Annotated in this window: 23 protein-coding genes; 13 read left to right on the plus strand and 10 right to left on the minus strand. The window is 65.8% G+C overall.

Features of this window, described 5'->3' with window-relative positions; genetic code table 11:
- Positions 1 to 62 precede the first annotated feature (62 nt).
- From M1248_RS22090 to ddaH, 4 genes are read right to left on the minus strand one after another with little or no spacing between them, the layout of a single operon-like run.
- A complete protein-coding gene (locus M1248_RS22090; protein ID WP_163735384.1) occupies positions 63 to 944 on the minus strand; it encodes a universal stress protein in 882 nt (293 codons plus the stop codon).
- Positions 941 to 2,443: an amino acid permease gene (locus tag M1248_RS22095; protein ID WP_163735387.1), complete on the minus strand. Its 1,503-nt coding sequence runs from the start codon at positions 2,441 to 2,443 to the stop codon at positions 941 to 943. Before M1248_RS22095 ends, M1248_RS22090 begins: the two co-directional genes overlap by 4 nt.
- A 15-nt stretch (positions 2,444 to 2,458) precedes the next feature.
- Positions 2,459 to 3,733, minus strand: a complete 1,275-nt coding sequence (gene rocD, locus M1248_RS22100; RefSeq protein ID WP_410506717.1) for an ornithine--oxo-acid transaminase — start codon at positions 3,731 to 3,733, stop codon at positions 2,459 to 2,461.
- A complete protein-coding gene (gene ddaH, locus M1248_RS22105) occupies positions 3,706 to 4,599 on the minus strand; it encodes a dimethylargininase (RefSeq protein WP_317149734.1) in 894 nt (297 codons plus the stop codon). Before ddaH ends, rocD begins: the two co-directional genes overlap by 28 nt.
- A 113-nt stretch (positions 4,600 to 4,712) precedes the next feature.
- Here ddaH and M1248_RS22110 point away from each other — a divergent pair, with 113 nt between their 5' ends.
- On the plus strand, positions 4,713 to 5,159 hold the full coding sequence (locus tag M1248_RS22110; protein ID WP_163735395.1) for an Lrp/AsnC family transcriptional regulator: 447 nt from the start codon (positions 4,713 to 4,715) through the stop codon (positions 5,157 to 5,159).
- 45 nt (positions 5,160 to 5,204) lie between these two features.
- A complete protein-coding gene (locus M1248_RS22115) occupies positions 5,205 to 6,380 on the plus strand; it encodes an FAD-dependent oxidoreductase (protein WP_163735398.1) in 1,176 nt (391 codons plus the stop codon).
- A gap of 59 nt (positions 6,381 to 6,439) precedes the next feature.
- Here M1248_RS22115 and M1248_RS22120 read toward each other — a convergent pair whose 3' ends face one another.
- From M1248_RS22120 to mftR, 3 genes are read right to left on the minus strand one after another with little or no spacing between them, the layout of a single operon-like run.
- Positions 6,440 to 7,732, minus strand: a complete 1,293-nt coding sequence (locus M1248_RS22120) for a VOC family protein (RefSeq protein WP_317149735.1) — start codon at positions 7,730 to 7,732, stop codon at positions 6,440 to 6,442.
- Positions 7,729 to 8,253, minus strand: a complete 525-nt coding sequence (locus M1248_RS22125; RefSeq protein ID WP_163735405.1) for an RNA polymerase sigma factor — start codon at positions 8,251 to 8,253, stop codon at positions 7,729 to 7,731. Before M1248_RS22125 ends, M1248_RS22120 begins: the two co-directional genes overlap by 4 nt.
- A gap of 54 nt (positions 8,254 to 8,307) precedes the next feature.
- Entirely contained in the window at positions 8,308 to 8,949 is a 642-nt protein-coding gene (mftR, locus tag M1248_RS22130; protein ID WP_163735408.1) for a mycofactocin system transcriptional regulator, read from the minus strand.
- Positions 8,950 to 9,023: 74 nt separating this feature from the next.
- Between mftR and mftA the strand changes: the two genes are divergently transcribed.
- The 7 genes from mftA to mftG all read left to right on the plus strand — a co-directional run bounded on the left by mftA (position 9,024) and on the right by mftG (position 15,633).
- Positions 9,024 to 9,122, plus strand: a complete 99-nt coding sequence (gene mftA, locus M1248_RS22135; protein ID WP_163735411.1) for a mycofactocin precursor MftA — start codon at positions 9,024 to 9,026, stop codon at positions 9,120 to 9,122.
- Positions 9,107 to 9,424: a mycofactocin biosynthesis chaperone MftB gene (gene mftB, locus M1248_RS22140; protein WP_174262178.1), complete on the plus strand. Its 318-nt coding sequence runs from the start codon at positions 9,107 to 9,109 to the stop codon at positions 9,422 to 9,424. Before mftA ends, mftB begins: the two co-directional genes overlap by 16 nt.
- Positions 9,425 to 9,453: 29 nt before the next feature.
- Positions 9,454 to 10,713: a mycofactocin radical SAM maturase gene (mftC, locus tag M1248_RS22145; protein ID WP_163738403.1), complete on the plus strand. Its 1,260-nt coding sequence runs from the start codon at positions 9,454 to 9,456 to the stop codon at positions 10,711 to 10,713.
- A gap of 3 nt (positions 10,714 to 10,716) precedes the next feature.
- Positions 10,717 to 11,907, plus strand: a complete 1,191-nt coding sequence (gene mftD, locus M1248_RS22150) for a pre-mycofactocin synthase MftD (protein WP_163735417.1) — start codon at positions 10,717 to 10,719, stop codon at positions 11,905 to 11,907.
- Between the two features lie 133 nt (positions 11,908 to 12,040).
- A complete protein-coding gene (gene mftE, locus M1248_RS22155) occupies positions 12,041 to 12,784 on the plus strand; it encodes a mycofactocin biosynthesis peptidyl-dipeptidase MftE (RefSeq protein WP_163735420.1) in 744 nt (247 codons plus the stop codon).
- Positions 12,781 to 14,193 (plus strand): mycofactocin biosynthesis glycosyltransferase MftF, encoded by a 1,413-nt coding sequence (mftF, locus tag M1248_RS22160; RefSeq protein WP_163735423.1) that lies wholly within the window; start codon positions 12,781 to 12,783, stop codon positions 14,191 to 14,193. Before mftE ends, mftF begins: the two co-directional genes overlap by 4 nt.
- A 9-nt stretch (positions 14,194 to 14,202) precedes the next feature.
- Complete coding sequence (gene mftG / locus M1248_RS22165; RefSeq protein WP_163735427.1) at positions 14,203 to 15,633, plus strand: mycofactocin system GMC family oxidoreductase MftG; 1,431 nt, start codon at positions 14,203 to 14,205, stop codon at positions 15,631 to 15,633.
- On the opposite strand, the gene M1248_RS22170 is transcribed toward mftG, so the two are convergent.
- On the minus strand, positions 15,532 to 17,241 hold the full coding sequence (locus M1248_RS22170) for an MFS transporter (protein ID WP_163735429.1): 1,710 nt from the start codon (positions 17,239 to 17,241) through the stop codon (positions 15,532 to 15,534). The genes mftG and M1248_RS22170 overlap by 102 nt on opposite strands.
- 92 nt (positions 17,242 to 17,333) lie before the next feature.
- On the opposite strand from M1248_RS22170, the gene M1248_RS22175 reads away from it, so the two are divergent.
- Entirely contained in the window at positions 17,334 to 17,963 is a 630-nt protein-coding gene (locus M1248_RS22175; RefSeq protein ID WP_163735431.1) for a TetR/AcrR family transcriptional regulator, read from the plus strand.
- A 4-nt stretch (positions 17,964 to 17,967) separates the two neighbouring features.
- Here M1248_RS22175 and M1248_RS22180 read toward each other — a convergent pair whose 3' ends face one another.
- Positions 17,968 to 19,221, minus strand: coding sequence for a cytochrome P450 (locus M1248_RS22180; RefSeq protein ID WP_163735434.1), 1,254 nt, complete (start codon positions 19,219 to 19,221; stop codon positions 17,968 to 17,970).
- Between the two features lie 110 nt (positions 19,222 to 19,331).
- Between M1248_RS22180 and M1248_RS22185 the strand changes: the two genes are divergently transcribed.
- Together M1248_RS22185 and M1248_RS22190 are read left to right on the plus strand one after the other, a co-directional pair.
- Complete coding sequence (locus M1248_RS22185) at positions 19,332 to 20,918, plus strand: carboxylesterase/lipase family protein (protein ID WP_317149736.1); 1,587 nt, start codon at positions 19,332 to 19,334, stop codon at positions 20,916 to 20,918.
- 116 nt (positions 20,919 to 21,034) lie between these two features.
- Positions 21,035 to 22,399: a wax ester/triacylglycerol synthase family O-acyltransferase gene (locus tag M1248_RS22190; protein WP_317149763.1), complete on the plus strand. Its 1,365-nt coding sequence runs from the start codon at positions 21,035 to 21,037 to the stop codon at positions 22,397 to 22,399.
- A gap of 8 nt (positions 22,400 to 22,407) precedes the next feature.
- On the opposite strand, the gene M1248_RS22195 is transcribed toward M1248_RS22190, so the two are convergent.
- Positions 22,408 to 22,881 (minus strand): hotdog fold domain-containing protein, encoded by a 474-nt coding sequence (locus tag M1248_RS22195; protein ID WP_317149737.1) that lies wholly within the window; start codon positions 22,879 to 22,881, stop codon positions 22,408 to 22,410.
- Between the two features lie 395 nt (positions 22,882 to 23,276).
- Here M1248_RS22195 and rpsJ point away from each other — a divergent pair, with 395 nt between their 5' ends.
- Positions 23,277 to 23,582 (plus strand): 30S ribosomal protein S10, encoded by a 306-nt coding sequence (gene rpsJ / locus M1248_RS22200; RefSeq protein WP_003883485.1) that lies wholly within the window; start codon positions 23,277 to 23,279, stop codon positions 23,580 to 23,582.
- Positions 23,583 to 23,596 lie beyond the last annotated feature (14 nt).

Below are 23,596 nucleotides of genomic sequence, written 5' to 3' on the forward strand. Positions count from 1 at the left end.
CTGGTGTGCACGCAGATCGCGAAAACGCCCCAGTTGGGCTGGATTTGCGATCTGACTGCACACTAGCCCGGCAATACCAGGACCGGTACCGGGCTGTGCCGCAGGATCTTTGACCCTCGGGAGCCGAGAAACACCCGGGCGATTCCGCCCGACGGTTTCGTGCCGATGGCGAGCAGATCGCCGTCTTGCCAGTCAACGGCATCGATCGCCTGATCCCAGCCGTTGCCGGTGGCGACCTGCAGCTCGACGTCGTCGCCGACCACGCCCTTGGAGTGCAACTCGGCCAACGTCTCTCGGGCCTGAGCTGCCCACGCCTCGAGCAACGAGTCCTCGGCGTGCAACCCGACCTCGGGCGGATACATGGTGCGACCCCTGACGGCGAAGGTGATGACCCGCATCGGGACACCCAGTCGTTGTGCAAGCGCCGCAACGCGTTCGACCACGAACACACACTCCGGTGTGCCCGGATAGGCGCACGTGATGCGGGTCAATCCGCCGGCCTTCGTGCCGCGGTAGCCGCGCGGGCTGATGGACAGCGGCACCGATGACGAGTGCAGCAGCCGATCCGCCGTCGAACCGATGACGACCTGCCCGAGCTTTCCATCGGCCGCCGAACCCAGCACCAGCGCTTCGGATTCGAGCTCGTCGACGGCTTCGAGTAGGCCACCGGAAGCCGACCGATGCGCGACCTTGTGGAAGTCCACCTTGATTCCTTTGCCGATCGACGCCAGGCACTCCTGCGCCTCTTTCGCCGAGTCCGCGGCCAACTGGTCGGCGTACTGGGCGTATTCGGCATCGATGCGGGCTATCGAGGGCGTCATCCACGGCCGTGGCACCACGGTCACCACGGTCAGCGATGTCTGCAGCGTTCTCGCGGCTTCTGCCGCAAGGTAGAGCGGCGACCGGCCGCTCTTACCGGCCAGGTAGCCGACTGCGACGCTCATTGAGGATCCTTCGGCGGAAGTAACACCTCGTCCTCCTGCGCCGCGGCGGCGGGGATGAGACCGTCACCGCCGTCGTTCAGCGCGCTGTGGCGGCGACTCCACAGGAAGTAGAAGGACAGAACCACCGCCACCCAGATGCCGAACCACAGCCAGGTGTTCGGGGGCAGCCCCCACAGCACCCACAGGCAGGCGGCGATGGACAGGATAGGTGTCACGGGATAGCCCGGAACCTTGAAGCCACGAGGCAGATCCGGTTCGCGGCGCCGCAGGATGATCACGCCGACCGCGACCGTGATGAACGCGACGAGAGTGCCGATCGACACCAGGTCCCACAGGTAGTCGAGTGGCACGAAGCCGGCAAGAATCCCCGTGACGGCGGCCACGATGATCGTGTTGTTCACGGGTGTCATGCTGCGCGGGTTGACCTTGGCGAACAGCGACGGGAGCAGTCCGTCGCGACCCATCGCGAACAGGATGCGGGTCTGGCCGTACATCACCACGAGCGTGACCGAGAAGATCGAGATCACCGCGCCGACAGCGAGAACGGTGCTGGCCCATGTCGAACCGCTCAGAACGTTCTCGAGGATGACCGATAGCCCCGCCTCGGCCTGTTCCTCGGAGCCGAACGCCTCGGCTGACTGCGTGCCGAGACCGGCGAACGCCACCAGGATGTAGATGGTGGTGACGGCGATCAGTGCGGCGATGATCGCGCGCGGCATGGTCCGCTGTGGATTCTTGACCTCGTCACCCGCGGTGGAGACGGCGTCGAGTCCGATGAACGTGAAGAAGATGGTGGCCGCTCCGGCGGTGATTCCGGCGAAACCGGCATTCCAGAATCCGGCGAAGTGGTCGGTGGTGAACGCGGTGAACGCGATCGCGACGAACAGCGCCAGCACACCCAACTTGATGATCACCATGATGGTGTTGACCGTGGCGGACTCGCTGGCGCCACGGATCAGCAGCAGCGCACACATCGTGATGAGCAACATCGCGGGCAGGTTGACGATGCCCGGGGTCTCACCCCACGGCGCTGCGGTGAGCGCATGCGGTATCTGAACCCCGAACAGGTTGTCCAGGAGTTTGTTCAGATAGCCACTCCAGCCGATCGCGGTAGCGGACATGGAGACGCCGTACTCGAGCAGCAGACACGCGGCCACTCCCATTGCCACCACTTCGCCCATGGTCGTGTAGGCGTATGAATACGTTGATCCGGAAACTGGTACCGCGGAGGCCATTTCGGCGTAACAGATTGCCGACAGGCCTGCGGCGATACCTGCGATCACAAAGGAGACGAGCACCGCCGGACCGGCCTTCGGCACGGCCTGCTGCAGCACGATGAAGATACCGGTGCCGACGGTCGCGCCGACGCCGAACATGGTCAGCTGGAACGTGCCGATACTTCGTTTGAGATGGTCGGAGGCGCCATGTGCGACCGGGGCGCCGATCACCGGCCGGCGTCGCAACATCTGGGCGGAGAGGCTTGGCGAAGGGGCGGTCATTGTGCCTCCTATGAGCTATAACGCAGTATCGGACAAGTGTGAACCCGAATCGGCCAAAACTTGGGCGAATTGGTCAATCGCCCAGTCGATCTCCGTAGCGGTGATCACCAGCGGTGGCGCAAAGCGGAATGTCGAACTGTGCGTGTCCTTAACCAGGACACCACGTTCGGCGAGCTTCAGGGTGATCTGCTTTCCCGTGCCGAGCGCCGGATCGATGTCCACGCCGGCCCACAGCCCCATTCCCCGAACCGCGACCACCCCGGACCCGATGAGCGCGCGTAGCCGCGCATGCAGACGATCTCCGAGTTCTGCTGAGCGCGATTGGAATTCACCGCGTTGCAGCATTGCCACAACCGTCGTCCCGATGGCCGCCGCAAGTGGATTGCCGCCGAACGTGGAGCCGTGCTCGCCGGGATGCAGCACCCCGAGCACATCGCGGTCGGCCACCACGGCGGACAACGGCACCACACCGCCGCCGAGGGCTTTGCCGAGCAGATAGATGTCGGGGACCACCCCGAAGTGGTCGCATGCGAAGGTGCGACCGGTGCGCGCCAGGCCTGACTGAATCTCGTCGGCGATCATGAGCACGTTGCGTTCGGTGCACAGTGCACGGACCCGGGGCAGGAAGTCGCGGGGCGGAACGACGATCCCTGCCTCACCTTGGATCGGCTCGAGCAGCACGGCAACGGTGTTCTCGTCGATCGCGGCCGCCAGTGCGTCGGCGTCGCCGAAGGCCACCGAGCGGAATCCGGGGGTGTACGGTCCGAATCCGCGTCGGGCGGTCTCGTCGTCGGAGAAGCTGATGATCGTGGTGGTGCGGCCATGGAAGTTGTTGTGCGCCACTACGATATTGCTCTGACCCGCGGGTACGCCTTTGACGTCAGTGCCCCACTTTCGGGCGACCTTGATACCGCTCTCCACCGCTTCCGCGCCGCTGTTCATCGGCAGGACCATGTCCTTGCCGCAGAGTTCGGCGAGCGCCTGGCAGAAGGGGCCGAGCCGGTCGGAGTGGAACGCGCGGCTCACCAGTGTCAGGCTGTCCAGCTGTGCGTGGGCCACGGCGGTGATCTCCGGATTGCGGTGACCGAAGTTGACGGCGGAGTAGGCCGCCAGACAATCGAGATAGCGACGACCCTCGACATCGGTCACCCACACGCCGTCGGCACTGGTGGCGACGACCGGCAGCGGCGAGTAGTTGTGTGCAACGTAGCGGCTGTCCACTGCGATCGCCGCTTCGGTGCTGCTCATGGTGTCGACAACGGTCACGGATGTACCTCCAACGTGCAGCATTTGACGGATCCGCCGCCCTTGAGCAGCTCTGACAGATCGATTCCGATGGGCCGGAAGCCGGCGGTGCGCAGTTGTTCGGCGAACCCGGTCGCCGCGGCGGGCAACACCACGTTGAGACCGTCGGACACCGCGTTGAGGCCAAGGACGTAGGCATCGGCGCTGCCCACCTCGATGGCGTCGGGGAACAGTTCGAGCAGTTTCGTCCTGGACGGGTCGCTGAACGCGGGTGGGTAGTACGCGATCGTGGTGGCGTCGAGCACGGCTAGCGCGGTGTCGAGGTGATAGAAGCGCGGATCTACGAGTTCGAGGCTGACGACAGGCATCTGCACGATCGCGGCGATTTCGTCGTGTGCTTGCCACTGGGTGCGGAAGCCGTGACCCGCCAACATGATCGAACCGACGACGAGCAGGTCGCCTTGGCCTTCGTTCGTGTGCCGGGTGTCGACGGGGCGATAGCCGTGGCGGGTCATCCATTCGGCGTACGCGGCGGACTCGTCGGCGCGTTGCGGATAGGCGAATCGAGCGGTGACCGCCTTGCCGTTCACCATCACTCCGCCGTTGGCGGCGTAGACCATGTCGGGAAGCCCGACGATGGGTTCGATCAACTCGACGGTATGGCCGAGCTCCTTGTATGTCTGCCGCAGGGTTTCCCACTGGCTGTACGCGAGATGGGTATCCACATCCACCGACGTGTCCATCCACGGGTTGATCGCGTACTCGACGGTGAAGAACGTCGGCGCCGTCATGGCGTAGCGCCGTATCGAGGGCGCACGCTCGGGGGTTCTGTCGGCGCCAGGGCGCTTCCGCGGGGTAGTGGCGACTTCGGATACCGGAGCCGCGACGGCGGCGACATCTGTGATCGTCATAAATCAACGATATGGCCCAGCATTTTTGCAATCAATCATCGTCTATTGCGTATTGGCCCATGATTCATTGTTCTACAGCTAGAATATCGGTGATTTGTTGCGTGGAGGTGGTGATGGACCGTCTGGACCAGACAGACGAGCGCATTTTGGCCGAGCTCGCCAATGATGCGCGTGCCACGTACGCCGAGATCGGCGAACGGGTGAGCCTGTCGGCTCCTGCCGTGAAACGCAGGGTCGACCGACTGCTCGACAACGGCGTCATCCGGGGCTTCACCACGGTGGTGGACCGTAGCGCGCTTGGTTGGAACACCGAGGCGTACGTGCAGGTGTTCCGCCACGGCACGATTACGCCAGAACGGTTGCGCGCGGCCTGGATTGACATCCCGGAGGTGATCGGCGCGGCCACCGTCACCGGGACAGCCGACGCGATCCTGCACGTGCTCGCACGCGACATGCGGCATCTCGAGGAAGCGCTGGAGCGTATTCGCGCGGCCGCCGACGTCGAACGCAGCGAAAGCATCGTCGTGCTGACCAACATCATCGACAGGGACCGCAGCTGACGGGGTGGCGGACATATCGCGGGAGCCATCGTGCAAAATCTGCGCATGTCCACCACTGGGGGAGTAGTCATTGTTGGCGGCGGCCTGGCCGCTGCCCGCACGGCTGAACAGCTCCGACGCTCCGAGTACGCCGGACCGGTCACCATCGTCAGCGACGAGGATCATCTGCCGTACGACCGGCCGCCGCTGTCGAAGGAGGTGCTGCGCGCCGAGACCGACGACGTCACGCTCAAGCCCGCCGAGTTCTACGAAGAAAACGACATCACCGTGTTGCTCGGCAACGGAGCCCGGTCGATCGACACCGGGGCCAAGACGCTCACGCTCGCAGACGGCACCGAGATGCCTTACGACGAACTGATCATCGCCACCGGGCTGGTGCCCAAGCGCATCCCGTCGTTCCCGGATCTCAAAGGTATCCACGTCCTCCGCAACTTCGACGAAAGCCTTGCGTTGCGCGCCGAGGCGGGTTCGGCGACACGAGCCGTCGTGGTCGGTGCGGGTTTCATCGGTTGCGAGGTCGCGGCGAGCCTGCGCGGCATGGGCGTCGACGTCGTCCTGGTGGAGCCGCAGCCTTCGCCGCTGGCGTCGGTACTCGGCGGACGGATCGGTGAGTTGGTCGCCCGGCTGCACCGCGCCGAGGGCGTCGACGTGCGATGCGGCGTCGGGGTCTCGGAGGTCAGCGGATCCGAGCGGGTCGAGAGGGTGGTCTTGGGCGACGGCACCGAACTCGAGGCCGATCTCGTCGTGGTCGGTATCGGTTCGCATCCGGCCACCGAGTGGCTCGACGGCAGCGGCCTGGAGATCGACAACGGGATCGTCTGCGACGATCGCGGCCGGTCGAGCGCACCGCATGTGTGGGCGATCGGCGACGTCGCGTCCTGGCGCCACACCCTTGGGCACCAAGTGCGCGTGGAACATTGGAGCAACGTCGCCGACCAGGCGCGAGTGCTGGTGCCCGCGATGCTGGGTCAGGACGCACCGTCCACGGTTTCGGTGCCGTACTTCTGGAGCGACCAGTACGACGTCAAGATCCAGTGCCTGGGTGAGCCCGAGGCCGACGACGTGGTGCACGTCGTCGAGGACGACGGCCGCAAGTTCCTGGCCTATTACGAGCGCGACGGCGTTGTCGCCGGCGTGGTCGGCGGCGGCATGCCGGGAAAGGTCATGAAGGCCCGCTCCAAGATCGCGGCCGGCGCACCCATCGCCGACGTCCTCGGTTAATCAGCGAATCCGGCGCGCTAATCGACCGTGAGGGTGCGTTAGCGCGCCGAATCCACCAGTCAGAACTGGCCCAGATAGAACCGGGTGCCCTGGTCGTCGGTGCACTGTGCCGATTGGCCGTACGCCTGCGTCGACGGCTCCTCGATCACGGTGCCCCCGGCTTCGCGTACCCTCGCCACCGCCGCGCGGACATCGGCGACGGTCCACATCGGCACCGTGACCGACCGCGCGCTGCCGCCGGCGACGCCGGCCATCGGGTGGGTGTGCTGAATCTGCCAGCCGTCGTCGATGCGACCCGGCTCGAACGACCAGAACAGCAGTCCGCTGTAAAACGCCCGGAATGCGCCCGAGTCCGGCACCTCGTAGGTGATATACGAAAGCTCGCCTGGCCCAGAGCCATTCAGTTCCGGTCGCGCGATACCCGGTGCAGGCTCGAACACCGCTAAGGCCGCGCCTGACGGGTCGGTGGCGTCCAGCACCGAGCCGAAGTCGAAGTCCAGCACGTCACCGGCTGTCCCGCCGGCGGCCACGATCGCCTGTCGTGCGGCTGCGAGATCGTTTACGGCATAGCTGCACAGCATGCCTTGTCGGCTGTCGACGCTGTAGATGCCGATGCGCTGCTTGGTGTTGGTGACCTGACGGGAGGCGCGGTCGAATTCCCAGCCCAGGACGTGACCGTAGAAGGCCGCCGCCCGTTCGGCGTCCGGCACCCACACCGAGACATAGCCGACGTCACCGTGCTGGATAGTCACCGCCGCGCCGGTCGTCGGGCCATTGAGCGACCAGCAATGCCCGAACGGGTCGACGATCGCAGCGTTGCGTGAACCGTGAGCCTCGCGGGTTTCCTGACGCACGGTGGCACCGCGGTCGCGGGCCCGCTCCACCGCAATGTCGGTATCGGCGACCGCGATGACAAGCATGACTGAAACAGCCTGCGGAGCAGGGGCTTTCATGCCGATCTCCGGGTACTCGTCGGCGAGATAGAACATACCGCCGCCAAGTGCCAGCTCGGCATGACCGATGCGGCCGTCGTCCATCACGATCGGTTCGCCGACCACGGTGGCACCCAGCACGTCGACGTACCAGTCGATGGCTTCGCGCGCGTTGGCCACTGAGAGATATGGCAGTGCCGCCGATCGGGGCACGGCGGAGGACGCGGTGGGTTCGGCCAGTTCGGCGATCGCGGTGTCGGTGCCGCTCATGTCAACTCCTCGGGTTCGATTGGGCAGGTTCAGCGCGCTTTCCAGGCGTGCGCGCAGCCGCGCCGCGAACGCCGGATCTGGTTGGGCGACAAGCTCATCGCCGTGCAGCACGGTCAGCGGATCGTGGCTGTTGTTGACGCCGTCGTTCACGACTTCCCTCCTTCCGGCTCCGGATAGTGGGCTCTGAAGGCTCGTCGCGCCCGCACCAGCAACGCCTCCGTGGCGTGCACGGTCCGTCCGATCAACTCCGCACACTCGGGCACGGAACAGTCATCCATGTAGCGCAACGCCAGCACGGTGCGATGGTGCTCGGGCAGCTTGGCCATGACGGCCTCCGCGACGATGCGGTCGAGCTCGGCATCCCAGTCGTCGCCCGGGTCGACAGTCTCGGGCAGTTCGGCGACCGGGATGTTGAACCGGTCGTGGCGACGGCGGTAGTGATCCGCCAGCTTGTGGCGCGCCACTCCGAGCAACCACGGCAACGTCAACGGCGGGGGCACATCCCTGCGTGCGGCATCCATCGCCGCCAGGAACGTGTCCGACGTCAGGTCTTCGGCCGTTCCGCGGTCACTGCAGCGCCGGACGAAATACCCATACACGATCGGCATCGCTTCGTCGTACATCGCCAGTAGCTGCCGCGGAGCGTCGTTGCCATCCGGTTCGGCGCTCACACCCTTATCGTCGCCGCGGAGGTGCGAACTCCGACGCCCGAATCGGAAATTCTTTCAGCGGCGGGGATCGTCCAGCGCCTTCAGTCCGGCGCTGACGGTGTCGAACGCGTCGCCGAGCGCCTGCGCAAGCGAGACCGACTCGTCGTCCAACCAGTGTTGATACGCCGACAGCGCCGCGCCGAGCATGGTCCAGGCCACTGTCTGCGGCACGACGTCAGCTTCCTTCATGCCCAGCCGACGCGCGACGAACGCGACGACGACTGCGCGCCAGCCCGCGTACATCGTCATCGAGTACGCCTGAAGCTCGGCGGTCTGCAGGATGACCCGCATGCGCTGCCGGTGCCGTGCGGTCTCGGCGTCGTCAAATGTGTTGAACGCCAACAGCGCCGTCCGTAGCGCGGCATCGATCCCCACGTCGGGGTCGAGATCTGACAGCAGGTCCCGCATCCGTGCCAGATGTGCCTCGAAGTCGCCCCAGGGCAGCGCGTTCTTGGACGGGTAGTAGCGAAACAGCGTGCGCCGCGCGATGCCGGCAGCCTCGGCGACGTCGTCGACGCTGACCTCGTCGAACCCGCGGGCGGCGAACAGATCGATCGCCACATTGCTGATGTGTTCCCAGCTCGTCGACCGCCGGCGGCCGACGCGGTGCTGGGATTCCGGTTGCACGTCAGATCCTTTTCCGGGGTCGGCTTTCATTCTGGCACTCGATGCCATATTATTGCGATCTCGATCACAGTTTGTCGAGATCCTGTCAAGGAAAGGTGCGGATAGTGGAGCCGAATCAGACAGCGGAAACCTCGGGCGATGAGCTCGTCACCGAGATCTTGGTCGAAGAAGTGTCGATCGACGGGATGTGCGGGGTCTACTGACCGTGGCCTCGCCAGCAGCCGAGTCCGGGACCGACATCGCGTTCGATCCCGACCTCGGTTGGCGGCTCCACCCACAGGTGGCCGTACGGCCCGAGCCGTTCGGTGCGCTGCTGTATCACTTCGGTACGCGCAAGCTGTCGTTCCTGAAGAACCGGACGATCGTCGAGGTGGTCAACTCATTGGCTGATCACCCCGACGTCCGGTCCGCCTGCCGCGCCGCTGGAGTCGACGATGCGCAGCAGGCCCCCTACCTTCACGCCCTTGGCGTACTCGCTCAATCGAAGATGTTGGTGCCGCTATGACAACTGTTGAATCGGCGCCCGCGCCGGAAATGCAATCGGCGCCCGCGCCGAAAGTCGAATCGCCTGCCGTCCAGCCCGTTCCGCGGCTCATCGAGCAGTTCGAGCACGGACTGGATGCGCCTATCTGTCTGACGTGGGAACTCACCTACGCCTGCAATCTGGCCTGCGTGCACTGCCTGTCGTCCTCCGGCAAGCGCGACCCGCGCGAGTTGACCACTCAGCAGTGCAAGGACATCATCGACGAACTCGAACGCATGCAGGTGTTCTACGTGAACATCGGTGGTGGGGAACCGACTGTGCGGTCGGACTTTTGGGAGCTCGTCGACTACGCCACCGAACACCACGTCGGGGTGAAGTTCTCCACCAACGGCGTGCGCATCACCCCCGATGTGGCAGCGCGGCTGGCGGCCAGTGACTACGTCGACGTGCAGATCTCGCTGGACGGTGCGACGGCCGAGGTCAACGACGCCGTCCGGGGAGCAGGCTCGTTCGCGATGGCCATCCGGGCGCTGGAGAACCTCGCGGCTGCGGGCTTCAAGGACGCGAAGATCTCCGTCGTCGTGACCCGCGAGAATGTCGACCAGCTCGACGATTTCGCCGCCCTGGCAGCGCGTTACGGTGCCACGCTGCGGATCACCCGGCTGCGGCCATCCGGCCGCGGGGCCGACGTGTGGGATGAACTGCACCCCACCGCGGAGCAGCAGGTGCAGCTCTACGACTGGTTGGTGGCCAAGGGTGACGGTGTGCTCACCGGTGACTCGTTCTTCCACCTGTCGGGTCTGGGCGAGCCGGGCGCGCTGGCGGGTCTGAACCTGTGCGGAGCGGGCCGGGTGGTGTGCCTCATCGACCCGGTCGGCGACGTGTATGCGTGCCCGTTCGCTATCCACGACCGCTTTCTTGCCGGAAACATCTTGACTGATAATGGATTTGACAACGTGTGGAAGAACGCTCCGCTGTTCCGCGAGCTACGTGAACCGCAGTCGGCAGGAGCGTGTGGCAGCTGCGGGCACTACGACAGCTGCCGCGGCGGATGCATGGCCGCGAAGTTCTTCACCGGATTGCCGATGGACGGTCCCGACCCCGAGTGTGTGCAGGGCTACGGTGCGCCGGCGTTGGCTGCCGACCGCGTCAAGCCCAAGTCCAGTGTTGACCACTCGCGCTGGGGGCACCGCCCGCGCGCAGCGCAGGGGGATGGCCCGGTCATGCTCAAGCTGCTCACCAAACCGCCTCGCTCTGATGTCGCCGCCAAGGCGGCTCCTAAGCGACTCTGTAACGAAAGCCCGGTGTAACTCATGGCCGCCATCTGGTTCGAGACTGTCGCGGCCGCCCAGGAGCGGGCGAAGCGACGGCTACCCAAGCCGGTGTACTCGGCGCTGCTCGCGGCCAGCGAGCGCGGCGTCACCGTCGCCGACAACGTCGACGCATTCGCCGAGCTGGGCTTCGCGCCGCACGTCATCGGCGCTACCGAGAAGCGCGACCTTGCGACAACCGTTATGGGCCAGGATATTTCGATGCCAGTCGTGATATCACCGACGGGCGTGCAGGCCGTCCACCCGGATGGTGAGACCGCCGTCGCGCGGGCCGCCGCGGCGCGAGGGACCGCGATGGGTCTGTCGTCGTTTGCGAGCAAGCCGATCGAAGAGGTGATCGTCGCCAATCCCAAGCTGTTCTTCCAGGTGTACTGGCTCGGGGGCCGGGACGCGATCGCGGCGCGGGTCGAGCGCGCGCGCGAGGCGGGCGCCGTCGGTCTCATCGTCACCACCGACTGGAGCTTCTCGCACGGCCGGGACTGGGGGAGCCCCACGATCCCCGAGGAGATGAACCTGCGCACCACGGTGCGGATGCTGCCGACGGGGCTGAGCAGGCCGGGCTGGATGTGGCAATGGGGTAAGACCTTCCGGCCGCCGAACTTGCGGGTGCCCAATCAGGCCGCGCGCGGCGAGGCGGGTCCGCCGTTCTTCGCGGCCTACGGCGAGTGGATGGGTACCCCGCCGCCGACCTGGGAAGACATCGCCTGGCTGCGTGAGCTGTGGGGCGGCCCGTTCATGCTCAAGGGCGTCATGCGAGTTGACGATGCCAAACGTGCTGTGGACGCAGGTGTTTCGGCCATCTCGGTGTCCAATCACGGCGGTAACAACCTCGACGGCACGCCGGCGTCGATTCGGGCTTTGCCTGCGATCGCCGACGCCGTCGGAGACGACGTCGAGGTGCTGCTCGATGGCGGCATCCGACGTGGCAGCGACGTGGTGAAGGCCGTCGCTCTCGGTGCGCGCGCGGTCATGATCGGGCGGGCGTATCTCTGGGGCCTGGCCGCCAACGGGCAGGCGGGCGTCGAGAACGTGCTCGACGTTCTGCGGGGCGGCATCGACTCGGCGTTGATGGGACTCGGCCATGCGTCGGTGCACGACCTCCGCCCCGACGACGTGCTGGTGCCCGACGGGTTCGCTCGGGCGCTCGGGGTACCGGGCAGCCCGACCGCCTGAGCAGGCTGTCGCCTTCACACAGAGTTCCTGGTACAGGCGTGGCTCAGGGGGCTGACGTGAATGCCCCGTTGTCGCACGCGCAAATTTCTGGAAATCAATTGCTGCGCATGCGCCAACAATTGGCGCACACCAGGTGAATTCGGCCTACCATCGGCCTGTGCCCTATGGAAGCGAGCTCGCGAACGCAACGTCGCGGCAGCTGCAGGGCACGTCACCGGCATTGATCATTCCTGTCGGCTCCACCGAACAGCACGGGCCCCACCTGCCGCTCGACACCGACACGCGCATTGCGACCGCCGTGGCGCGTGCCCTGGCCGACCAGCTCGTGCCGGCGAATGAATCGAAATGGATGGTCGCTCCGGCGATCGAATACGGCGCCAGCGGTGAGCATGAGGAGTTCAGCGGCACCGTGTCGATCGGCACGTCCGCCCTGCGTCTGTTACTGGTGGAGTTCGGCCGGTCCGCATCGCGCTGGGCGTCGCGCCTCGTCTTCGTCAACGGGCACGGGGGCAATGTGGAAGCGCTGGCCACCGCCGCGGCATTGCTGCGGTACGAGGGCCGCGACGTGGGCTGGTGTTCCTGTAGTGCGGAGAACGCCGACGCGCATGCCGGTCATACCGAAACCTCTGTATTGCTACATATTTCGCCTGCCGATGTATGGATCGACGAGCGGGTTCCCGGCAACAGCGCCCCGCTGGGACAGTTGATGCCCGCAATGCGTCAAGGAGGGATGGCCGCGGTCAGTGACGTGGGTATCCTCGGCGACCCCACCACCGCTACCGCAGAGGAAGGCGCGCGCATCTTCGCCGAGATGGTCGACGGATGTCTGCGGCGTGTGACTCGATGGACGCCTGACCGGAACGGAATGCTGACATGACCGGACCACGGCTGCCCGACGGGTTCGCCGTCCAGGTGGATCGCCGGGTGAAGGTCCTCGGCGAGGGGTCCGCGTTGCTCGGCGGATCGCCTACCCGGTTGCTGCGATTGGCGCCCGCGGCGCAGACGATGCTCACCGGCGGACGGCTCGAGGTGCACGACGCGGTCAGCGCACAGCTCGCGCGCACGCTGCTCGACGCGACAGTGGCGCATCCGCGGCCCGCGACCGGACCGTCGCATCGCGATGTCACAGTCGTTATTCCCGTGCGGGACAACATCTCTGGCCTTCGTCGCCTGGTCGCGGCTCTTCGTGGCATGCGAATCATCGTCGTCGACGACGGGTCGGCCACCCCGGTTCAGCAGGCCGACTTCGCCCAGATGTACAGCGATGTGCAGATCCTGCGACACGATCGCAGCAAGGGTCCCGCGGCCGCCCGCAACACCGGCATGGCGGCGTGCCACACCGACTACATCGCGTTCCTCGACTCCGACGTGGTGCCGCGGCGCGGGTGGCTCGAGGCGCTGCTCGGGCATTTCTGCGACCCCGCGGTGGCACTCGTCGCACCGCGGATCATCGGCCTGCGCGAGCCGGAAAACCTGGTGGCCCGCTACGAAGCCGTGAGGTCCTCTCTTGACCTCGGTATGCGCGAAGCACCCGTCGTACCCTTCGGGACCGTCTCCTACGTGCCGAGCGCCGCGATCATCTGCCGAAGCACCGTGCTCAAGAATTTGGGCGGGTTCGACGAGACACTCAGGTCCGGCGAAGACGTCGACCTGTGCTGGAGGTTGATCGAGGCAGGAGCTCGGCTGCGCTACGAACCTGTCGCTCTGGTCGGCCACGACCATCGCACCCAACTGCGAGAGTGGCTCTCGCGCAAGTCTTTCTACGGAGAATCCGCCGCACCGCTGTCGGTCCGGCACCCCGGGAAGACGGCACCGCTCGTCATCTCGGGGTGGACGCTGGTCGCGTGGATGCTGATGGCGATGGGCTCGGGTATCGGCTACCTCGCGTCGATGGTGGTCGCCACGATCACCGGGCGCCGTATCGCAAGGTCGCTGTCCACCGTGGAGACCGAACCCAAGGAAGTGGCCGTAGTGGCAGCCCACGGGTTGTGGTCCGCGGCGTTACAGCTGGCGTCGGCCATCTGCCGCCACTACTGGCCCGTCGCGTTCGTCGCGGCACTGCTTTCGCGACGATGCCGTCAAGTGGTGTTGGTGGCGGCCATCGTCGATGGAGTGGTGGACTGGATCACCCGCAACGGCAACAGTGAGGACGAGACGAAACCCGTCGGTCTGCTCACCTACATCCTGCTCAAGCGGCTCGACGACATGGCGTACGGTGCGGGACTGTGGACCGGCGTCGTGCGTGAGCGTCATGTCGGCGCACTCAAGCCACAGATTCGGACCTGAAGCCCCGCCTTGCACTGCGATGTGTTGATCGTCGGCGCCGGAAGCGCCGGATCGGTATTAGCGGAACGACTTTCGGTTGACTCCAGTCGCCGCGTCACGGTCATCGAGGCCGGCCCCGGCCCATCCGACCCGTCCGTTCTGACACAGATCACCGACGGCCTGCGGTTGCCGATCGGCGCCGCCAGCTCGGTGGTGCGGCGCTATGCGACGACGCTGACCGACGATCCCGAGCGGCACGCACAGATCATGAGGGGTGCGGTCGTCGGCGGATCGGGTGCGGTCAACGGCGGCTATTTCTGCCGTGGACTGCCGTCGGACTTCGACGGCTGGGGGTTGCCTGGATGGGCGTGGTCCGACGTGCTGCCACACTTCCTGGCCATCGAAACCGACCTCGACTTCGGTGGCCCGCTGCATGGTCGCGACGGTCCTATTCAGGTGCAGCGGGTCGCCGAATTCGACGGCTGTACCGCGACTTTCGTAGACGCTGCGGAAAGAGCAGGGTATCGGCGGGTGGACGATCTGAACGGGTCCGCGCCGGACGCCCCGCTGCCTTCGGGAGTCGGCCCGGTGCCGTTGAACATCAACGGCGGTACGCGGGTGGGTCCCGGTGGCGCCTTTCTCAAGCCCGCGATGGATCGCGCCGGTCTCACCGTGCTGACCGATACGAGGGCGACGCGCATCCGGATCGTCGACGGTCGTGCGGTGGGCGTGCACTGCGTCGGACCCGACGGACCAGTCGATGTGACCGCCGACCGAATCGTGTTGTCGGCCGGTGCGATCGGATCCGCGCATCTGCTGATGCTGTCGGGTGTCGGCCCACGACAGACGCTGAGCGCCGCGGGAGTACCCGTGGTGGCCGACCTCCCGGTGGGTGTTGCAACCGCAGACCATCCGGAGTGGGTGCTGCCGGTCGACTGGTCCGAGACGCACGGTCTACCACCACTGGAGGCGGTGCTGACGACCGATGACGGACTCGAAATCAGGCCGTATACCGCGGGTTTCGGTGCGATGGTGAGCGGTCGGCGCGACGACCCCGCCGACCACCCGCACATCGGGGTCGCCCTCATGCAACCAAGATCGCGGGGCAGGGTCCGGCTGGTGTCAGCGGATCCGGACGTCGGCCCCGTCATCGAGCACCGGTACGACAGTGAGCCCGCGGACGTCGCGGCGCTGCGTGCCGGCGCCGAGCTGGCACGCGAACTCGCCGGTGCGCAGGCACAATCCGAGAAGACATCGTGGTCGACGTCGCAACATCTGTGCGGCACCGCACGGATGGGACGCGACGACGACGCAACGGCGGTGGTCGACACCCGGTGCCGGGTGCGCGGCGTCGACGCCTTATGGGTGGTCGACGGCTCGGTGCTTCCCCGCATCACCAGCCGAGGCCCGCACGCCACCACCGTCATGCTCGGCCACCGGGCTGCCGAGTTCATCGTCTGAATTGCCGGCACCGCCGGCGGCGCCTGAGGTCGACCAGCGCGCGGTGATCCGTTGCGCGAGCCGTGACTGCGTGCCGTCTCGGCCGGGGGCCCAGATCGCGACGAACGCCGCGGCAAGCGCCAATACGATGGCAAGCACAAGCATTGCCAGGCTCATCGAGTCGATGAAAGCGGCCGTAGCCAGGTCCGCCAGGCGGTTGCCCTGCGGTCCCATCTCCTCGGCGATCGCCAGCGCATTGGCAAGGGACTCCAGGGCTCCCGTGCGTATCTGCTCGGGGAAGCCGGTCAGCGTCGGAGACAGTACGTAACCGTACTGCGCCGCCAAAACAGAGCCGGCCACCGCGATTCCCACCGCCGCGCCGACCTCACGCGTGGTGTCGTTGACTGCCGATGCGACACCCTGCTTCTCGGTGGGCACCGCATTCATGATCGCCGAGGTGGTCGGCGCGACGCACAACCCGATGCCCGCACTCGTCACCAGCATCGGCCACATCAGATCGAGATAGGACGATCCGGCGTCGAGATAGCGCATCAGGAAGAGCCCCACCCCGATGAGGAACAAGCCCATTGCGACGGCGGTCCGCAACCCGACCTTCGGCAGGTAAAGGTGCATCGTCGCGCCCAGTATCAGGATCGGCACCGCCAGGGGCGCGAGGGCGAACGCCGTCTGCAGCGGGCTGTAGCCGAGCACGAGTTGCAGGTACTGCATCTCGATGAAGAAGAACCCGAAGTTGGCGAAGAACAGGATGGTGATGCCGATCGATCCGGTGGTGAAGTCGGGTCTGCCGAACAGGCGGACATCCAGCAGCGGATGGCGGCGTCGCAGTTCTACCACCGCGAACGCCACGGCCAGCGCGACACCGGCGGCCATACAGCCCCACACCACCGGATGGGTCCACCCGCGCACCGGTGCTTCCACGACACCGAACACGAAAACCGCGACCGCCGAACCGATCAGCACTGCACCGATGCCGTCGATCGGGGTGGCGGTGTCGTCGCGCGACGACCGAATGGTGAACGTGCAGACAATCAGCGCGAGAGCCGATGCGGTGAACGCGTAGAAGATCGATTGCCACGAGAAGAACTCCAGGAGCAGGCCGGTGCCCATGAATCCGACGATCGCGCCCGAACTGGCGACCCCGGCCCAGATACCAACAGCCTTGTTGCGCTCAGCTTTTGGGAATGCCGCGGTCAACAGGGACAGGGTCGCGGGCATGATGAACGCCGCCCCGACCCCGGCGAGCGCACGGGAGAGGATGATCTGGACCGGACTGTCGAAGAACACCGGAGCGACCGACGCCACCGCGAAGATCGCCAGACCGGCCACCAGCGCACCCCGTCGCCCGTAGCGGTCGCCGATCGCGCCGGCGGGCAGTAGCAGGCAGGCAAGCACGAGGGTGTAGCCGTCCACGATCCACGTGAGTTGCGTCTGTGTCGCGGCGGTGTCCACCGCAAGGTCGGGCAACGCCGCGTTGAGCGCGACCATCGAGGAAATGACCAGCAGGACGTCGAGGGATGCGACCGTGAGTAACCAGAAGCGCCCAAACCGGGACATGGTCGCCAGGTTCGCGTCGATAGTCTGGTCAGGCGGGGCGAGAGTGTCGACCATGGATCGCGCTCCCTTCCAAAGGATAGATTTGAGACTAACAGTCTCGTAGCAAGACCGACAGTCTTGTTCCCACGGAGGAGGTGGCGTAAACGGTGACCGACCCCCCGCGCGGGGACCTACCGCACACAGACCCGCGGCCGGCCCGCTCTCGGGCTCGATTGCTCGAGGCGGCGGCCGCACTGCTGCGTACGGGCGGTCCGAGTGCTGTGACGATCGACGCGGTCACCCGCAGCGCGAACGTGGCCAGGGCCACGCTCTATCGCCATTTCCCCAGCGCCAACGATCTGGTGGGCGCGGCCTTCATGAGCCTGTTGGAGCCGGCGCCGATGCCGCCGACCGAAGGCCGCCTGCGCGAGCAGTTGCTCGTGGTAGTGGAGGGCTGGATCGAAGCGATCGTCGAGGTGCCCATCATGCTCACCGCCCTGACATGGCTGGCGTCAGGACCCGACGCCGGCGACTACTCCGAGGTGCGCCAAGCGGATTCGGACCCCGTAGGCCCGTTACGGGCCCGCATCATCCAGCTGTACTCCGCGCCCTTCGACGCCATCTTCGACAGCCCGCAGGCAGCCGCTGAGATCGAGGTGCCCGACCGCATTCAGGCGATCGCGCTGCTGATCGGTCCGCTGATTCTCGGAAAGCTCAGCACCGTAGCCGATTTCGACTATCACGGGTGTGCCGCGGCCGCTGTCGACGGATTTCTCGCCACCCACGCCAGAAAGTAGGCGCTCAGCGCAGGGAGTACCGGATCGGCAGATGCTTGAGCCCGCCGACGAACGTGGTCGCCGCCAACTCCGGCTCGCCCGCGAGTTCAATGGACTCGAGCCGCGGGATCAATTCGGTGAACAGGCTGTTCATCTCCATGCGTGCGAGCGCGGCCCCAAGGCAGAAATGCACGCCGTATCCGAATGCGACGTGCTTGTTCGGGTCGCGGCCGACGTCGAATTTGAAGGGCTCGTCGAAGACCTCCTCGTCCCGGTTGCCGGAAACATAGGCCAGGTAGACGGATTCGCCCTTGGCGATGGGAACGCCGCGGATCTCGGTGTCCTTGGCGGCGGTGCGCATGAACTCTTTGACCGGCGTCGTCCAGCGGATCATCTCCTCGACCGCGGTGCCCATCAGTCCGGGATCGTTGCGCAGACGCTCCAGCTGGTCGGGGTTTTCGATCAGCGCGAGCAACCCACCGGAAATCGCGTCCTTGGTGGTGTCGTGGCCCGCACTCGCGACGATCACGTAGTAGGAGGCGGTGTCGACCTCGGAGAGCGGTTCGCCGTCGATGCGGCCGTTGGCGATCGCCGATGCCAGGTCGTCGGTGGGATTCTCGCGACGCGACGCGGTCAACTCTGCGAAGTACGTGAAGAAGTCGATCAGGATCGCCAGCTGCTCTTCCGGGGTCTTACCGCGCTGGTTGTATTCCTCGTCGTCGCCGCCGAACAGCTCCTGGGTGAGCTGGTGCATGCGCGGGAAGTCTTCTTCGGGCAGGCCGAGCAGCGACATGATGACGTACAGCGGAAAGTTGACCGCGATCTCCGTGACGAAGTCGCATTCCGGGCCGATGTCGCGCATCTTGTCGACGTAGCGCTTCGCCAGCGCGTCGACGTTCACCTTGAGATCGCGCATTGCCTTGGGGCGGAACCAGTCCGCGCCGATCGCTCGGACCTTGCGGTGGTGCGGATCGTCCATGTGGATCAGGGTGCGCAGCCCCGTTCCCGCTTCGAGTTGCTGCTTACCCAAATCGTCGGCCGCGGCGGTGGCCAGCAGCGGTCGCGGTTCGGACAGGAAGAGGTTGTTGTCCCGTTCGATGGCCATGATGTCGGCGTGCTTGGTGATCGCCCAGAACGGCCGGTAGGGAGCTTTGTCGACCCATGCCACCGGGTTGTTCGCCCGCAGATGGGTCAGAGCCGCGTGCAGCCGAGCGTCGTCGGCATACGCCGTCGGGTCGGCGAAAACTTGCGCGGCATCGTCCATCGTCGGCGTGCTCATACGGGCTCCTCATTTCCGGGGCAGAACGGAACTTGACGGGTGTCAAGTTCGAAGTCTATGTGACGGAGGCCACGCAAGGGAAGAGTGGTCCCTCAGTAGTGTCGGGACCGATGTCTGTTGCAAAGGTCCGCCGTCGAGGCCTCGTCATCGCGGGGGTCTTGATCGTCGTGGCCGCGCTCGCGGGGTGCTCACTCGGCCAATCGGCCACCATCGACGTACCGGACGATCCGGGGGTGGTGCAGACGCAGTCAGGTGCGCTGCGCGGGCTGGTTTCCGAGGACCACCGCCTTTTCGCCGGAATTCCTTATGCCGCACCACCGGTGGGGGCATTGCGGTGGCAACCGCCCGCGCCAGCGGCCGGATGGACCGGGTTCCTTGATGCCACCCGACCCGGCCCGCGATGCATTCAAGACGTCAGCAATGACGTCGACCAACGCGAAACCAGCGAAGACTGCCTGACTCTCAATGTGTGGACGCCACCACCGTCGGGGGAGAAGCGGCCGGTGATGGTATGGATTCACGGCGGCAGCTTCATCAACGGCAGCGGCGAGGTCTACGACTCGCGCCGGCTGGCGAGCCGCGGTGACGTCATCGTCGTCACGATCAACTACCGGTTGGGGACGCTCGGCTTCCTCGCGCACCCGGCACTCGGCCCGGCCGGCGATGTCGGCAACTACGGCCTGGCCGACCAGCAGGCCGCGCTGCGGTGGGTGCACGACAACATCGCCGAATTCGGAGGCGATCCGGACAAGGTGACGATAGCGGGGGAGTCGGCCGGGGGGATGTCGGTGTGCAACCACCTCGTTGCGCCCGCCTCGGCAGGACTTTTCAGTGCCGCGATCATCCAAAGTGGGCCGTGTCAGGCGCAATACGACCTGTCCGCCGCGGAGCGGACCAGCGAGCAGTACGCCGCGGAGGTGGGTTGCGGCGATAGGGTCGCCGCGGCGGCATGTCTTCGCGCGCTACCGGCCGAGCGGCTGCAGCGGCCAGTGCTCTACGGACGAATCGGCAGCGAACGCTTGAGCGGACCCGTGACGGGAACCAAGATTCTGCCGGTCGATCCGATGAACGGTGCAGCGCAGGGGCGGGCGGCCAAGGTGCCGGTGATGATCGGGACGACAGCCGACGAGTACACCCTGTTCACCGCGTTGCAGTACATCCGCGGGCGCGCGTTCGGCGCGACCGATTATCTCGGGCTGCTTTCGGAGGCATACGGCGACGCCAATGCCGGGGTCGTCGCGCAGCAGTATCCGCCGGAGCAGTTCGGCGGCAGTGTGCCGCTGGCATATTCGGCCGCGGTGACCGACGGCACCTTCGCCTGTGTGGCAGACCGTCTCGCGGACTCGTTGTCATCAGAAGAGCCGGTGTACTTCTCCGAATTCGACGACCCTGGTGCGCCGGCACCGGAGCCGTTGCGGGCGGCGCCGTTCCCCGTCGGCGCCGGGCATTCGCTGGAATTGCGGTACCTCTTCGACGTGGGCGGAGCGCCGGCGCTCAATCCCGAACAACAGCGGCTGTCCGACGAGATGATCGGCTACTGGAGTGAATTCATATCCTCGGGTTCACCAGGCTCCGGGTGGCCGTCGCTAGATGGACCCGCGGGCCAGCGAATGTCGTTGCAGCCCCGAGGGAATCGTCTGATCAACGACTTCGGCCAGGTGCACAAGTGTCCGTTCTGGGCGGGTCTGCGAGGCTGAGCGTTCCGCCCCGCGACGGGGCGTCGAGTAACCGTTTGCATCATCGCCGCAGGGGGAAGTCTGCACCCGTCGATCGGAGCACACCGGTCGCGGCCGAGGGGGCGAATGTGGCACGTTTGGATCGGGTCAGCGGGTACGACGCGTTTTTCCTCGAGCTGGAGTCGGACACGCAGCCGGTGAACGTCTGCTGTCTGCTCGAGCTGGATACGTCGAGCACTGGTGGCTATCGGTACGACGGACTCGTCGACGCGCTGGATGCCCGCGTCGCGGCGGCTCCCGACTTCCGTCTCAAACTGGCTGACAGCCAACTGAATCCAGCCAACCCGGTATGGGTCGAAGATCAGGATTTCCGGCTCGATCGCCATGTTCATCGCATCGGACTTCCGCGCCCGGGCGGGCGATCCGAGCTGGCGGAGATCTGCGGACACATCGCCGCGCTACCGCTGGACCGTTCACGTCCGTTGTGGGAAATGTGGGTGATCGAGGGACCCGAAGAGGCTGATTCGGTCTCGGTGATGATGAAGTCTCACCACGCGGCGGTCGACGGTGTCGGGGGTGCGGATCTCCTGATGCAGCTGTGTGGTCTCGACAGCGGTGTGCCCGTGGCCGAGAAGGTGAGTGGACCGCCCGCCACCGGGCGAATTGAGATGGCGACCGCAGGAATCGCCGACGTGGTCCGCAGACCGTGGCGGCTGGTGACCGCGGTTCCCGACACCGCACGGACGGTGGTCCACACAGTGCAGCGCGCGGTCAGCGGCGAGGCGATGGCACCGCCGTTCGCGGCTCCGTCCACCGTCTTCAACGCACCGTTCACCAACCGGCGAAACGTCGCCTTCACTCAGGTCGAGCTGGCGGACGTGAAGAAGGTCAAGGAGAAATTCGGGATCACCGTCAACGACGTGGTGGTCGCGATGACCTCTGGGGCGCTGCGCCGGTTTCTTCTCGATCGTGACGAGCTTCCCGAGCAGCCGATGGTTGCGACCGTGCCGATGTCTACGCGGGACAAATCAAACCGTCCCGGGCGGAACCACACGATGTGGATGTTCTGTCGGCTTGCGACGGATATCGAGGACGTCGCCGAGCGGCTGGAGACCATCTGCGGCAACATCTCTCACGTGAAAGGCCATGGCAATGAGATGGCGCCGACGCTCATCCAGGATTGGACTGAATTTCTCGGCAAGTCAGTCTTGAACGCCGTGGTTCGGTTGGCCCGCAACATTCCGCTGCCGGACCGGCCGATACACAATCTCGTGCTGTCGAATGTGCCGGGACCGCAGCATCCGCTCTACTTTTTGGGCTGCGCGATCAGGGCGCAATATCCGTTTGGGCCCATCGTGATCGGCGCGGGCCTGAACGTCACGGTGATGTCGCTGAACGGACGGCTGGGTATCGGCGTGATCTCATGTCCCGATCTGGTCGCGGACGTCTGGGATCTCGCTGATGCCTTTCCCGTGGCGCTGGAAGAACTCCTGCAGATCTAGGTGTTCTGCTAGGCCGGCGTCACCCAGCACGTGATGTCGGCGTGCACCACCTCGGTCCCCGTACGATCGACCACCTGCACCGGCACGACGACTTCGGCGCCTTCCGTGATCGACGTGAAGTCCGGCGGATCCAGCCGGGCCTGGGCCCGCAGCGAGGTCGTCGCCTTCTCGATGTACTGCACATTCATCGCCTTGGGGATCCAGCGATGACTCGTCGGGACGGTGGCCTCCATCAACATGCCCATGGCCATCTCGGCGGCATTGCACGACGCGATCGCGTGCACGGTGTGCAGGTGGTTGTAGAGAAAGAACCACTTAGGCACCGCGACCTCCGCAAAACCCGGTTCCATGCGCACGACGTGCGGCGTGATCGATGCGAAATACGGCACCCGGGCCATTGCCGCGATGCTGAACAGCCGGCTGCCGCCCGGCCGGTCGGCAAGATGTTTCCAGACACGATATGTCGTGGTCGGGTCTGCCATGCGCGGCTATCTTACTCCGGGGTAAGATAGCTTCCGCCGCTAACCAGCCCCGCCGGCGGGTTTCCCATGGCCAGGGATTTGGAGCGGGCCCAGATCTAGGGCATACTGTTCGGGTTGCCTTGAGCCGGGACGGACCCCTTTCGGGACCGCCTGGCACGGGGCATACGACCTGCGCCCCCAGGGGCGCGTCCGGTCCCAACCTCGATCGCGACGGATTTCCGACGCGGGCGAGCGTGCGCTAGGGCGACACACCCGAGCGCGGGGGTCGGTGGACCACAGACAGGTAAACAGCGGCGGCATAGCCGCGCGACGGGGGCTTCCCCGGCGCGTGGCAGCAGACCAGAGGTTTTTCACGCCCGAGCGTGGAAGCCCGTTAGTAGTGAGGTAGGAGAAGCGTGGCGGGACAGAAGATCCGCATCAGGCTCAAGGCCTACGACCACGAGGCAATTGACGCCTCGGCGCGCAAGATCGTTGAGACGGTCACACGGACGGGCGCCAGCGTGGTCGGCCCAGTGCCGCTGCCGACCGAGAAGAACGTGTATTGCGTCATCCGGTCCCCGCATAAGTACAAGGACTCGCGGGAGCACTTCGAGATGCGCACCCACAAGCGGCTGATCGACATCCTCGACCCAACGCCGAAGACCGTTGACGCCCTCATGCGCATCGATCTGCCGGCCAGCGTCGACGTCAACATCCAGTAGGAGACCCAAGAGAA

The organism is Mycobacterium sp. 29Ha (assembly GCF_032883055.1).
GTDB classification, from domain to species: Bacteria; Actinomycetota; Actinomycetes; order Mycobacteriales; family Mycobacteriaceae; genus Mycobacterium; species Mycobacterium gallinarum.

Coding starts and splice junctions, on each gene's coding strand:
- M1248_RS22185 (WP_317149736.1), top strand. CDS start 19,332: ATGTCTGTTGCAAAGGTCCGCCGTCGAGGCCTCGTCATCGCGGGGGTC.
- M1248_RS22115 (WP_163735398.1), top strand. CDS start 5,205: ATGTCCACCACTGGGGGAGTAGTCATTGTTGGCGGCGGCCTGGCCGCT.
- M1248_RS22180 (WP_163735434.1), bottom strand. CDS start 19,221: ATGAGCACGCCGACGATGGACGATGCCGCGCAAGTTTTCGCCGACCCG.
- M1248_RS22095 (WP_163735387.1), bottom strand. CDS start 2,443: ATGACCGCCCCTTCGCCAAGCCTCTCCGCCCAGATGTTGCGACGCCGG.
- mftF (WP_163735423.1), top strand. CDS start 12,781: ATGACCGGACCACGGCTGCCCGACGGGTTCGCCGTCCAGGTGGATCGC.
- rocD (WP_410506717.1), bottom strand. CDS start 3,733: ATGCTGCACGTTGGAGGTACATCCGTGACCGTTGTCGACACCATGAGC.
- M1248_RS22090 (WP_163735384.1), bottom strand. CDS start 944: ATGAGCGTCGCAGTCGGCTACCTGGCCGGTAAGAGCGGCCGGTCGCCG.
- mftR (WP_163735408.1), bottom strand. CDS start 8,949: ATGAAAGCCGACCCCGGAAAAGGATCTGACGTGCAACCGGAATCCCAG.
- mftC (WP_163738403.1), top strand. CDS start 9,454: ATGCAATCGGCGCCCGCGCCGAAAGTCGAATCGCCTGCCGTCCAGCCC.
- M1248_RS22195 (WP_317149737.1), bottom strand. CDS start 22,881: ATGGCAGACCCGACCACGACATATCGTGTCTGGAAACATCTTGCCGAC.
- ddaH (WP_317149734.1), bottom strand. CDS start 4,599: ATGACGATCACAGATGTCGCCGCCGTCGCGGCTCCGGTATCCGAAGTC.
- mftD (WP_163735417.1), top strand. CDS start 10,717: ATGGCCGCCATCTGGTTCGAGACTGTCGCGGCCGCCCAGGAGCGGGCG.
- M1248_RS22170 (WP_163735429.1), bottom strand. CDS start 17,241: ATGGTCGACACTCTCGCCCCGCCTGACCAGACTATCGACGCGAACCTG.
- M1248_RS22110 (WP_163735395.1), top strand. CDS start 4,713: ATGGACCGTCTGGACCAGACAGACGAGCGCATTTTGGCCGAGCTCGCC.